Origin of the sequence: Methylobacter sp. BBA5.1 (genome assembly GCF_000746145.1) — a bacterium.
Lineage (GTDB): Bacteria > Pseudomonadota > Gammaproteobacteria > Methylococcales > Methylomonadaceae > Methylobacter > Methylobacter marinus.
Window position 1 is genome coordinate 1 of record NZ_JQKS01000016.1, and the last position, 11,630, is coordinate 11,630.

Consider the following 11,630-nt stretch of genomic DNA (forward strand, 5'->3'; position numbering starts at 1 on the left):
GCCGCGCCGAGCACCGCAGCTTTCGGCGAGACAAATCGGCAGGATAGCCGATTTGCATGCATCGCACCCAAAGGGCGAGGCACAGGGATGTGCCGAGTGAGCAGCCCGAAGGGGCGCTGCATGGATGCAGCGCGTTGCCAAAGGGACAGGAAGTCCCTTTTGGCAACCCTCGTCGAAAGCGAGGAGCGCAAGGGAAAAGCGGCAACGGGCGGCCTTTTCTTTGGTTACTTTCTTTTGGCCGCGCAAAAGAAAGTAACTCGCCTTCGGGTGCGATAAACCCGATTCAAATAATCGTCGCGCTAGCGACACCTTGCTAAACCGATCTGAATTCAACTTACTGCGTAACATCAGTGATTAACTGAATGCGCCCGGCGCTACCTGGCATTTTTTTCCAGTGCCGTCTGGCAGGCCAGACAATACTTGCAGGCAATAGCCTTGCGGCGGCTTTCCGGTATCGGCTCACCGCATTCTTCACATTCGACAGCCGACTCGCCGGTATAGATCGACTTTCGCGTTTCTTCGATAAAGAGCGTGGTCATTTGATCCATGCGCTCAATGATGGCGTCGGTTCCGCCTGCCCATGCTGATGACATATTGATTTCACTTATTAATTAAGTTATGGAATTGATAACAGGTTGTTTTAAGCGTTCAGCTTTTTGCACCATTTAGACGCGTCAATCAACCCGCTGTTTCAAAATTACTTTAAAGTTTGCAGCGTTTAACTGTCAACCGCTGCGTGCTCAGTGCCTGACCGACAAGGCCAGACGGCGGTCGCTATCGACCAGCTCGACCCTCGCGCCCAGCAGCCGGCTTTCCCTGTCCACTACCTGCTGCAGCCATAGCGCATCTTTGGGCGATGCGTGATTCAACCGGAAGCGTTTGATTTGCATGGGCAACATCATCAAGTCGGCCAACTCGCCTGTCGCCGGATCCAGAGTGACAAAGTACATCAAAGAGAGATCGCCCCGGAATTCCTCATAGCCCGAGATGCCCTCATAATCATTCAGAAAGTCGCCGCAGCCGTAGATGATCGGTTTGCCCTGATAGACCTCGATGCCCTTGGGATGATGCGATGAATGGCCGTGCACCACGTCCACATGGGCCAGATCTATCAGCCGATGCGCGAATTCCCGGTGCGCATGCAATATCTTGTAGCCCCAGTTGCCGCCCCAGTGTATCGAGGCCACCACACAATCGCCTTTCCGCTTGAGACCCGAGATCCGCTCGGCGATACGGCTCACCGTGTGCTCGGATAAATCCGGCAGCAGATTCACGCCCGGACTGTCGCTGCGGGCGCCCCACTCCCAGGGAATGCCGCTGCTGTCATCGCCGAAACCGAACACCAGCACGCGGCCTTTCCCTGCCAGGTCAATAATCGCCGGCGCCTGGGCTTCCTGCTGGTTCCGGCCCGCTCCCGCCACCTTGAGACTGGCGTCGGCCAGCGTGGTCAACGTCTCCTTCAAGCCGGCATGTCCCCAGTCCAGGACATGATTGTTGGCCAGCACGCAACAGTCGATATCCGCTGCCGTAATGCAGGGCATGTTTTCCGGGTGCATCCGGTAATGAATGCCCTTCCCCGGCCAGAATTCGGAACTGGTCGTCACCGCCGTTTCAAGGTTGATGATGCGGGCATCCGGGGCGACGCGCCGGAGCGATTCAAGCGCATCCCCCCAGATATAGTCGAAACCGACCGGTTTCGGAATCGGGCCGTTGGCTTCCTCGGCGATCTGCACATAGCCTCGGGCCGAATTCATGTAAAACTCATGAATCCGCGGGACGGAAGGATGAGGCAGTACCTGGTCGATGCCCCGGCCGGTCATCACGTCACCGCACAGAAACAGTGTGATCGTTTGGTTGGCGCGGGAACCCGTCCCGGATGATTCAAGGCCTTGATCGAATCCCGTTGCTTTCCTGTCCGTCGCCGAACGCGTTTCAATCGCGCCCAAAGCAAGCGCCGTGAATCCGGCCAGTCTCAGGAACTCCCTTCGCGTTCTCGGCTTTGGCCGCTGATCATTCATCGCCGGCGATAGGGGTTGGTTGATGCGTCATTGCCCGTCACTCCAGTAAAAGCGTTAAACATTAGTTCAAAAGCGCGCCGATAAGTTTCGCGGGTGTCGGGATAGATCCATAAGGCATGGCGGTCATAAGAATAATCTTACGCTACGTAGACATCAGGACACCGCCTTGAAACTGCGATTTGAAGATCGAATCCAAGCCGGGCGCTTGCTGGGGCAAGCGTTGCATAAGTATGCCAAACGACCGGACGTGACAATTCTCGCCCTGCCCCGTGGCGGCGTTCCGGTAGGCTTCGAGGTCGCCCAGGCAATCAACGCGCCGCTGGATATCATGCTGGTGCGCAAACTGGGAACGCCCGGAAACGAGGAACTGGCCATGGGCGCCATCGCCAGCGGCGGCGTGTGCGTGCTCAATTCCGATTTGGTGGCGGCGTTTAATATCAGTCAAGAGCTCATCGAAGCCGTCGCCAGAGAAGAGCAGCAGGAACTGGAGCGGCGCGAACGGGCCTATCGGGGCGATCATCCCGCTCCCGCCATCGAAGATCGCTGCCTGATTCTGGTCGATGATGGCTTGGCCACCGGGGCCAGCATGCGTGCCGCCGTCGCCGCCCTGAAGCAACGCAAACCAGCCTCTATCGTGGTCGCCATTCCCGTGGCCCCGCCTGATACGGTGGAGATTCTGAAAGAGCAAGCCGATGAGGTGGTCTGCCTGGCCACGCCCGAGCCATTTTTGGCCGTCGGCCGCTGGTACGAGGATTTTTCCCAGACCAGCGATGAGGATGTCAAAGCGTTCCTCGCGCGCGCCTGGGCGATGGAATCCGATCCCAACCCAATGGAGCAACCATGACTCATCCCGCTTCCTCACTCTCCGTCGATATCAACATGGCATTTGCAGACCTCTCCCTTGACGGCTACCTGACTGTTCCCGAACATGCGAAGGGCCTGGTGATCTTCGCCCATGGCAGCGGCAGCAGCCGGTTCAGCCAGCGCAATCGCTTCGTGGCAGAATTCTTGAACGAGGCCGATCTTGCCACGCTGCTTTTCGATCTCTTGACCCCGGCCGAGGAAGACATCGATCTGCGCACGCGCGAGTTTCGCTTCGATATCGACCTACTGACCGAGCGGCTGATTGGCGTGATCGACTGGGCCGGCCGGAATGCGACGACAGCCGGGTTTCCCATCGGGCTGTTCGGGGCCAGCACCGGCGCGGCCGCGGCACTGGGCGCCGCCGCTGAGCGCGCCGACAAGGTGGCCGCCATGGTTTCGCGCGGCGGCCGGCCGGATCTGGCTGCACGCCATCTGGCACAGGTTAAGGCGCCCGTGCTGTTGATCGTGGGCGGTGAAGATACTGTGGTCATCGATCTTAATCAACAGGCGGCCGGGCAACTGACGGTTGAACATCGCCTGGAGATCGTTCCCGGCGCCACGCATCTGTTCGAGGAAGCGGGCAAACTGGAACAGGTCGCGCGGCTCACGCGCGACTGGTTCCTGCATTATCTGGCCGGCCTATGAATCTCGACGCGATGCGACTGTTTGCGCTGAGCGAGACCCGGGCGCTCGGGGCAAGCATCGGCGCCGCGCTCGGCATACCGCTGACTCCGCACGAGGAACGGGATTTTGAAGACGGCGAGCACAAGACGCGCCCGCTGGAAAGCGTGCGCGGCTGCGATGTGTTCGTGATCCAGTCGCTGTACAGCGAGCCTGGAAAAAGCGTCAACGACAAGCTGTGCCGTCTGCTGTTTTTCATCGGCGCCCTGAAGGATGCCTCGGCGCGGACGGTGACCGCCGTCCTGCCCTACCTCGGCTATGCGCGCAAGGACCGGAAAACCAAGACCCGCGATCCGGTGACCACCCGCTATATGGCGCAACTGCTGGAGGCCGTGGGAACCGATCGGGTGCTGACCCTCGACGTGCATAACCTGGCCGCTTTTCAGAATGCTTTCCGTTGCCACACGGACCATCTGGAAGCCAAAAAGCTGTTCGTCGAGCATTTCGCGGCCCGGATAACTGATGCCGAGCTGGTCGTGGTCTCGCCCGACGTCGGTGGCGTCAAGCGGGCGGAACTGTTTCGCGAGGCGCTGAGCCAGCGCTTGAGCCGGCCGGCCGGCAGCGCTTTCATGGAGAAACAGCGCAGCGCCGGCATCGTCAGCGGCGAAGCGCTGGTAGGCGATGTCAACGGCAAGACCGCTATTATCATCGACGACATGATCAGCACCGGCGGCACGATCGCACGGACCGCGCACGCCTGCCGCGACCGGGGCGCGCAAAGCGTTCATGCCGCCGCCTCCCACGGCCTTTTCGTGGGCAAGGCCGATCAGGTCGCGGCCGATCCTGCCCTGGACAGTCTGGTGGTCACCAATACGCTGCCGCCGTTCCGGCTCGACCCGGAACTGGCGCGCAGCCGGCTGACGGTGCTGGATGTGTCGCCGCTATTGGCGGATGCCATCTGGCATATCCATAACAGCGGTTCCCTCGTGGAACTCCTGTAACGAGTCAGACGCAAAAAGCACGTCACCAACAACGTACATACTGTTCTGCCAGAGCCAGGTAGGAGCCGGCGAGATCGAGCCAACGCCGATGATCCCGAATGTCGTGGTCCACGGTGTGCCATACCGCGATCTTGGCGCGCAAACAGGCGCGGAAAGCCTTGTAAAACCCTATCAGTTCAGCGGGACAAGCATCGCCTGTCGCTGTCGTGTAGTACGCCAGCACCTGGTCACCGATAGCCGGCACGCCGAGACGCTCGCATTCCAGGGCCAGATAGGCCAATTCGTCCACGGGATCGAGGATGCGGAACTGCCGGTTGAATTCCAGGCAATCGATGATCACCGGCGCGGGCAGCAAGCAGATATGCTGCGGCCTGAGGTCGCCATGCGCATCGATGATGCGCCCGTCCCTCGCCCGCTGTTCAAGAAGACGGCCCTGTTCCGTCAGAAACCGTCTTTGCGCCGCCGCAAGCTGCGCCACCTGCGCGCCGGGCAAAGCGTATCCGGCGTCACTCAACTCGGTCAGGTTGCTCTGGATATCCGCCTCGAACCGGCGTCGATACTCGGCCGGGCTTATCGTTAAGGCTGGCGAATCCCGATAGAAACGGGCCAGCACCTGGCTCACCTTCCGCACATCCTCGGCATCGACCGTTCCCGCACGAATCGCAACGTCGAGCATGCGCTCTTCAGGCAGGCGGCGCATCCGGACAAGCCAATCCACCACCTGGCCTTCGCCGTCCAGCCTCAGGCTGCCATCGGCTTCCAGCGTGAGCGGCACGGTGCCGAGATAAACGTGCCCGGCTAACCGCCGGTTGAGACGTATCTCGCGTTCGCAGTTCTTGTGCCGGGCTTCCAGGGTGCTGAAGTCCAGGTAGTCATACTTAACGGGTTTCTTCAGCTTGTAAACCAGCCTTTCTGTCAGAAAAACCCAGGACATATGGGTTTTGACGACCTCGACGCGCGCCGGCTTGTCCGGATAGCTGTCCGGTTGCCGGAGAAAGGCTACTTTTTCATCAATATGCATGGTGCATGTTTTCCTGTAGCGACCGCATTCAGTAAGCCGGGTTCGAATACCTCACTATGCGTTTCATTGTTCGCCTCCGGTATCATTAATTACTGTTAAGACAAGGGGCTGAAGGGAAAGTGCTGCCCTGGAGATAGCCGGAGTTGGAGATTTGCTGTATCCCCGGCTATCTGAACAAGGAATCGCCGGGGTTATCAACCCGGCTTCTGAGTTTGATCATGACATTTTGGATACATGCTTTAGCCCAAAAAATATAACAACTGCCGGCATAAGCAGTGCCATGCTGCTCCATAGTCCCATGGCAAGCAAAACAATCTGGTTGAGCGCCACTAAACCTGTATAGGTATAAACAGCCCATTTTTTCATCATCCACAAGCCGATCATGCACACTAGCCCTATAAGAGAGGTAAGGCCTATGTAGATTGGATACCAGGAGCCGATTTGCTGCGCTACCGGTGAGAAAATCATAGGCACCGCTAACAATGCCCCTATGAAGCCAAGCACACAGATGATTGTTATTGCGATTGGGCGTCCGGCTGTTTCTGTGAATTCGTTCATAACATGTTTTCCTTATTATTAATGTTTAACCACTTGGTTCAACCGTGCCCATGCATCAATTAGGTACTGGGAGCTGCAATGCGTCTCCGGCATTGGCAGGAAGTAATCGTCAGCCACAGTACTGAAGCGGGAAAGCGTTTGCAACCCCGCCCCTAACGTTCCAGCGATATCTGAGCCAGGCGGCTGCGATTAAACAGTATCAAACGTTTTAAACGGGACAATATGCCCCGTCCGGCAGGAGTTTTCAACAACTTGCATTATTTTCTCCGCGTCCTCTGCAGCCGGACCGACAGAATGCATCAGACGGCTAAATCATCGGTTGTTTACAGCCAGTTTCAGGCTAAATCCAATGAGCGGCATGTCCGCAAGCCGGCTGAACTCTTGTGTCGGAGTCACAGAATCCTTGATCTTCGCATCCATCGGAACTTCCTGCCGAACCGGTAGTTTTCGCCCTCCACGCTGATGAGTATTGTCTCGCCCGGAAAAGGCACCGATTCCTGAATCCGCTGCAAGACCTCTGCCGAACGCCGCTGGCTATGCAACTGAAAGAAACGGGTGACGCGATAACCCAACACATAGCAGGGCAGATGCATGAGGTACTTGACGCGCTTTCTTACGAAGTAAACCTTGCGCAAGCCGGGTATGGCTGCCAGTGCGGCGCGCAGTTCAGCGGCTTCGGCATCAGAAAGCCCATGGTGCTCGAAGCGGTCGGTCAGCAATAATTGGTTGCGCTCTTTATGGGCTGCCTCCTGTAATTGCGAACGCTCGAGCAGCCGCTGGTGCCAGGTTTGGGCCTCTTCTTTTCCGCCGTTGTGCCAGTGGTAATCGCGCAGCAGTTCGCAGCCTTCCAGGATGGTGTTCTCATCGAGGCGCATAGCCTGTTCGATCAACCTACAGCCGCCGGCATCATTTCGACCCAGCAGGCGAGCGCCCAGGCTGAGGCAGACCAGCGGATCATCCGGGGCGCGTTCGTGCAGGGCCCGGAACTGGGCCAGTGCATCATCGAAGTCATTGCCGGTGGTTTCGGTGAGTCTTGCGCGATCATATGCCTCCTGCACCGTCAGTTCCGCATCGCTCTCGAATAACCTGTTCAACTCGGCCAGCTGGCGGCGGTCGTTCTGAACCTGCAGATAACGGTTCTGCCAGGAAGGCAGGATATTATCCTTCCAACGCCGATCAAAACTTTCGGTAATGGCTTTCAACGCGAAGCCGAGAAGCCGGTCGGCGGACTGCCCTATGCCTGGAAGGGCCAGGCGCGGCGACTCGTTAATCGCCTTCAGACGGTCACTCAGTGCAGGATGGGTATCAGCCGAATCTGTTTGCAAGGCCATCGCCTGATCCAGCCATTCTTGGGTCGATATTTCGTCCAGTTCCGTGGCTACCCCCTGCCCCATGCCAAAGTAAGGAGCGAAGTTAGGGATCGGCTGTTCATCGGCCTGTTTATGGATTTGCGGCCAATATTGCTCAGCCAGATAGCTGCCGACGACATTGACGCTGGTAAGGGCTTCGGCAGCCACCTGCGGCGAGGTGAGTCTGGCGGAGGTGGCATCGGCCTCGTATTCATTGGCCCTGGCCATTGGAAAAGAATAGGCATTGAAGTAGGGGGCGAACCAGTTCAGAAAGGGCTTGAAGAGAAAGCCGCCCTGACTCTCGCAGGCATCCAGAACGGCCAGAAGACGGCTCCAGCGCAAACGCTGACGGTAGATCCAGTTGGACATCCGCCCGTGCCCCTTGGCCAGATGGCCGAATTCATGCGCGAGCACCGCCTTGAACTGCTCCTCGGTCAACGACTTCATCAGCGGCAGGCCGATCAGCAGGTAATTGCGATGCCAGCCGAAGATGCCCAGGCGAGGCGATTGCACCACACCGGCATTGAAATCATCCGTGATCAGAACATGGTGAAAGCGCGGCGCGCCCAACTGGCAGCGCAATCGGCCAATCATGGCGAACAGCCCAGGCGCCTGTCCGGCCTTGATTTCGGTCCCCTCCGGCGGATCGATCCTAACCCACAGGGCCTTGAGAATCATCCACAGAAAGAAGCCGACGATGATGATCAGCTTCACGGCGAGAAGCTTGAGCACCATGACTGATGCGAGCAACATCCCAAACAGCACAACGATCAATAACAGCATCACGCCAAGATAGGCGTTGCCAAGCATTGCCAGTAAAAACACCTTGAACCGGTAACGTCCCGGGTTGCTCTGCGCCTGGTGCTCAAGCCTGCTGACCAGGGCTTCAAACTGTTCGTTGGTCATCGAGCCTCCCGCCTAACGCTCAGAGCCTCGTGAGAATGGCATGTGACCATTACGTTCCTGCTCATGAGTTCATTTATTGTTGGGATAAAAAAGTGATCGAATATTACTGTCATTTTCGCATCGCCCGTGGGGTTGAGCGACCAGGGTAAGATGACATTGCCAGGCGCAACGGGGACAACAGTCAGCCTGAACGGCTGGTTAAGGGGAATCGGTTTCAATATAGTTTTCAACATCCTTGCTCTCTATAAATTCAGTTTTGCATCATATAATGCAAAGAATTAAATTGGGTTAAAATAATTCAGCGCGTATGCGACAGACTCTTATAGTTTTTCATATTTGTTTTTCTTTAAATTTCCTCTCTGTACACGACAAAAAAGTTAACTTATTGATCTACAAGGAAAGACTTGAAAATCCATCGCTAATCGATTTCACTCTCCTGCGACCAAACACGAGGTGAAGCGTGATTCTAAAAGGACATTTAGGCTGGAGCAAGTGCCGACTGAATTGTTTTGTTAGAATGCTATTGGCGTTAGTGCGACTAAAAGCAGATTAATGCCGGATCGAGTGGACTGGAAATACCCGGGGGCACAAGTGGGGCGACAAGAACCTCAACATTCTCACATTGGGCATCGTCTATAAGGGGGGGGCAATTCCTGTTTATGGGCTGGTGTTGAACAAGCCGGTTAATTCTATCAACAAAGCCGTGAAGGAGTTGCGCTTTTGCGCGGCCGTTTACATATCACATTCGTTAGGTTTGCAATAATAAGGAGAATCCTATGGAAAAAATAGAAACCTTGCAGCAACCGGATAATAGTATCTGGAAAAAAATATATGCTATCTGGAAAATAGCATTCGCTCTTGTTTGTCTTGCTCTTGTTTGTGCAGGAATAATTGGCTATGGGTTTATCTATGCAAAGACTCCAACGGCTAGTTTTGAATACCTGGATAACATTGTATCTCCGGAGAATTTAGGATACTTGGTTAGTTATGGCATTGTGAATGGATTGATTATATGGGGTATTTTCTATGCGCTCATCATCAGAAAGCGAGGAGCCGTAATAAAAGGCTTTTCATTCATAGCCATATTTGTTTGCCTGGAATTAAGTTGTTTTTTCGGTTTTTTAAAACATAGTTCTGAAGCAATGCGGGCGCATTCAGAAATACAAAATCAATATTTGGAATTTGTTAACGCCTCGATTGACTCACAAAATGTGCCTAAAGTTATAGAAAAACCAATAAATACAATACCCAAAGCACATGGCGAGTTTGGCGAAATGGAAAGATTCGTTAAGGAATTCTTGAATCAATTCGTGTCACAGAGGAATGACTATTTGCTCGAGGCGAAAGCCATTGGATGGGATAGCTTATTGGATATGAATCGCTTAAAAGCAGATAAAACATTTGCTGAAAGTAGAGTTAAAATCCGGAAAGCCAGAGAGAATGTCAAAAGATTTAAAGAACAAACAGATATTCTTTATGGAAACCTCGATGAAAAAATAGCTGCTTTGAATATTAGCGAACGTACAAAGAGCAAAATGTTATCGAACTTTAATCAAGGCATGGAAATGGCAAAGAAGGATCTAGATACATTATTGCCATTGGAAGATAAAATCATCGATGAATTCGAGAACATAATAGACTTATTATCCGAAAGAAAAGGGGCTTGGGTCATTGACGGTGAGCATATATCATTTAACAACGATAATGATCTGGAGAGGTTTGATTCTTACATTTCCGCTATTCAAAAAATAGCGAACCGACAAGAAGATTTTAAGCGCCAGAATGCTCAAACATCAAATGCGACTTAGAATTCAAATAAGTCAACCTAAGGAACGTGAATTTTATAACGCCCGCAACTGACTTGTCTTGCCGTCCCTCTTCGGCGTTGCAGGGATGTAGGTAAGGGACGTGAGCACGACTGCATGGATGCAGGAGGTAGAGCAACGCAGGAGCAGTTGCCGACGACTGCATGGACAGGAAATGATCCCGTCATTTCTCTGCATTCACCCCATCCATGGGGATTATGCAGGAGGTAGAGCAACGCATGAGCAGTTGCCGAGGAGCAAATATCTGTCCCGGGGGTCGTCTGTGGTTTTATGAAATATCCAGATTAGTATAAAGCGCCATCCCCCTGCCCCGACTCCAAAAATTAATCCCTTGTTACGAATGCTTTATACTCAACATTTCTCCAATTGGCCCGGTCAAGCCGGCCGTTATCCACTATCGTTTATTGTCAGGAGCCATTATGTACAAACCCGTTACGCCGTTGCTTGCCGCCGATACCTTGATTGAACTGATCGATCTGCCCGGACGGCCGTTTGTTTTGATTGAGCGTGCCAATCCGCCTTATGGCTGGGCCGTGCCGGGCGGGTTTGTCGATGTCGGCGAAACCATGGAGCATGCCGCCATACGCGAGGCGAAGGAGGAAATCAGCCTCGATATCCGGCTGACGGCTTTGTTAGGTCTCTATTCCAATCCCAAGCGCGATCCACGCAATCATACCGTGACGGCCTGTTATGTCGCCGAAGCGCACGGCACGCCCGTGGCGGCGGACGATGCCAAAAACTGCGGGATTTTTACATTCGACAACCTTCCCGCCGAACTGGCTTTCGATCATGCGATGGTGCTGGATGATTACCGTAATTACCGTCTGACCGGCCAGGTCGCGCCGTTGCGGCTATAGGAAGCGGTCGCAAAGCACTGATCGGAACCTTGCACGGCGGCATTTTTGACCCCCATGAAGTGGGTGGTAAGCACTTTAAATTCCGACCGAATGCGGCCTTAATTGCCCCTTAAAATTTGAAACAGCCAAGCTTGTACTGTAACATATTGATAAATAAAATATTTTAAACAAGGAACTACAGACTCCGCTGCGTACGCCTACAACCCTTAGTGGGCGTGGGTTTCACCCAGATTGCAATTATGATTATTTTCTTTGTCCGCTCTTTATTTGTATCTGCTGTGCCGGACTTATTGTCCGTCAGGCAAAACCGCGATATCGCGCAAAACCCTCACCCCGCCGGCGCCCGTATCAAACCCAGGCTGGCAGCCTTATCCACGATGGCAACAGGCAACATCATTCCTATAATTATCGGCGGCACCGGTTATACCCGTAACGCCGGGCTTGCCGCCAACTAACTAATGACAGGTTGGATTACCTGTGGTTTTTTAGCTTCCTTATTTTTCTACAGACGCTTTAAAGCCGCGACAGCCGAGCCACCGGACGGGTGAGTTTTTGCGCGCCCCCCTGGCCACCATGGGTTTCGCCAGCGTTTTGCGCCACTACAGTAAA

At 54.4% G+C, this 11,630-nt stretch carries 12 protein-coding genes; 7 read left to right on the forward strand and 5 right to left on the reverse strand.

Annotated elements, in window-relative coordinates:
- On the forward strand, positions 1-276 hold a 276-nt coding region (locus tag EK22_RS10755; protein ID WP_036250874.1), incomplete at its 5' end, for a hypothetical protein.
- A gap of 98 nt (positions 277-374) precedes the next feature.
- Here the strand turns inward: EK22_RS10755 and EK22_RS10760 are convergent.
- Positions 375-593: a TraR/DksA C4-type zinc finger protein gene (locus EK22_RS10760; RefSeq protein ID WP_036250877.1), complete on the reverse strand. Its 219-nt coding sequence runs from the start codon at positions 591-593 to the stop codon at positions 375-377.
- 147 nt (positions 594-740) lie between these two features.
- Positions 741-2,018 carry a CapA family protein gene (locus tag EK22_RS10765; RefSeq protein ID WP_081917849.1) on the reverse strand — a complete coding sequence of 426 codons (1,278 nt, stop codon included), beginning with the start codon at positions 2,016-2,018 and terminating at the stop codon, positions 741-743.
- Between the two features lie 166 nt (positions 2,019-2,184).
- On the opposite strand from EK22_RS10765, the gene EK22_RS10770 reads away from it, so the two are divergent.
- The 3 genes from EK22_RS10770 to EK22_RS10780 are packed head-to-tail and all read left to right on the forward strand — an operon-like array spanning position 2,185 to position 4,504.
- Positions 2,185-2,862: a phosphoribosyltransferase gene (locus EK22_RS10770; RefSeq protein ID WP_036250879.1), complete on the forward strand. Its 678-nt coding sequence runs from the start codon at positions 2,185-2,187 to the stop codon at positions 2,860-2,862.
- A complete protein-coding gene (locus EK22_RS10775; protein WP_036250881.1) occupies positions 2,859-3,527 on the forward strand; it encodes a dienelactone hydrolase family protein in 669 nt (222 codons plus the stop codon). Before EK22_RS10770 ends, EK22_RS10775 begins: the two co-directional genes overlap by 4 nt.
- 11 nt (positions 3,528-3,538) lie before the next feature.
- Positions 3,539-4,504 (forward strand): ribose-phosphate diphosphokinase, encoded by a 966-nt coding sequence (locus EK22_RS10780; protein ID WP_235209292.1) that lies wholly within the window; start codon positions 3,539-3,541, stop codon positions 4,502-4,504.
- Positions 4,505-4,526: 22 nt separating this feature from the next.
- On the opposite strand, the gene EK22_RS10785 is transcribed toward EK22_RS10780, so the two are convergent.
- The 3 genes from EK22_RS10785 to EK22_RS10795 form a co-directional block, all read right to left on the reverse strand.
- Positions 4,527-5,525 carry a hypothetical protein gene (locus tag EK22_RS10785; RefSeq protein WP_036250886.1) on the reverse strand — a complete coding sequence of 333 codons (999 nt, stop codon included), beginning with the start codon at positions 5,523-5,525 and terminating at the stop codon, positions 4,527-4,529.
- A gap of 216 nt (positions 5,526-5,741) precedes the next feature.
- Complete coding sequence (locus tag EK22_RS10790) at positions 5,742-6,083, reverse strand: hypothetical protein (RefSeq protein ID WP_036250889.1); 342 nt, start codon at positions 6,081-6,083, stop codon at positions 5,742-5,744.
- A 392-nt stretch (positions 6,084-6,475) separates the two neighbouring features.
- Complete coding sequence (locus tag EK22_RS10795) at positions 6,476-8,338, reverse strand: M48 family metallopeptidase (protein ID WP_036250892.1); 1,863 nt, start codon at positions 8,336-8,338, stop codon at positions 6,476-6,478.
- Positions 8,339-9,114: 776 nt separating this feature from the next.
- Between EK22_RS10795 and EK22_RS10805 the strand changes: the two genes are divergently transcribed.
- The 3 genes from EK22_RS10805 (at position 9,115) to EK22_RS10815 (ending at position 11,476) form a co-directional block, all read left to right on the forward strand.
- Positions 9,115-10,146: a DUF3053 family protein gene (locus tag EK22_RS10805; RefSeq protein WP_020159824.1), complete on the forward strand. Its 1,032-nt coding sequence runs from the start codon at positions 9,115-9,117 to the stop codon at positions 10,144-10,146.
- Between the two features lie 437 nt (positions 10,147-10,583).
- Entirely contained in the window at positions 10,584-11,021 is a 438-nt protein-coding gene (locus EK22_RS10810; protein WP_020159823.1) for an NUDIX domain-containing protein, read from the forward strand.
- A 239-nt stretch (positions 11,022-11,260) separates the two neighbouring features.
- Entirely contained in the window at positions 11,261-11,476 is a 216-nt protein-coding gene (locus EK22_RS10815; RefSeq protein ID WP_152565079.1) for a hypothetical protein, read from the forward strand.
- Positions 11,477-11,630 lie beyond the last annotated feature (154 nt).

What these genes read in the sequence shown, in the direction of transcription:
- EK22_RS10760 (WP_036250877.1), bottom strand. Translation starts at nt 593, where the DNA reads ATGTCATCAGCATGGGCAGGCGGAACCGACGCCATCATTGAGCGCATG.
- EK22_RS10765 (WP_081917849.1), bottom strand. Translation starts at nt 2,018, where the DNA reads ATGAATGATCAGCGGCCAAAGCCGAGAACGCGAAGGGAGTTCCTGAGA.
- EK22_RS10775 (WP_036250881.1), top strand. Translation starts at nt 2,859, where the DNA reads ATGACTCATCCCGCTTCCTCACTCTCCGTCGATATCAACATGGCATTT.
- EK22_RS10780 (WP_235209292.1), top strand. Translation starts at nt 3,539, where the DNA reads ATGCGACTGTTTGCGCTGAGCGAGACCCGGGCGCTCGGGGCAAGCATC.
- EK22_RS10785 (WP_036250886.1), bottom strand. Translation starts at nt 5,525, where the DNA reads ATGCATATTGATGAAAAAGTAGCCTTTCTCCGGCAACCGGACAGCTAT.
- EK22_RS10790 (WP_036250889.1), bottom strand. Translation starts at nt 6,083, where the DNA reads ATGAACGAATTCACAGAAACAGCCGGACGCCCAATCGCAATAACAATC.
- EK22_RS10795 (WP_036250892.1), bottom strand. Translation starts at nt 8,338, where the DNA reads ATGACCAACGAACAGTTTGAAGCCCTGGTCAGCAGGCTTGAGCACCAG.
- EK22_RS10805 (WP_020159824.1), top strand. Translation starts at nt 9,115, where the DNA reads ATGGAAAAAATAGAAACCTTGCAGCAACCGGATAATAGTATCTGGAAA.
- EK22_RS10810 (WP_020159823.1), top strand. Translation starts at nt 10,584, where the DNA reads ATGTACAAACCCGTTACGCCGTTGCTTGCCGCCGATACCTTGATTGAA.
- EK22_RS10815 (WP_152565079.1), top strand. Translation starts at nt 11,261, where the DNA reads ATGATTATTTTCTTTGTCCGCTCTTTATTTGTATCTGCTGTGCCGGAC.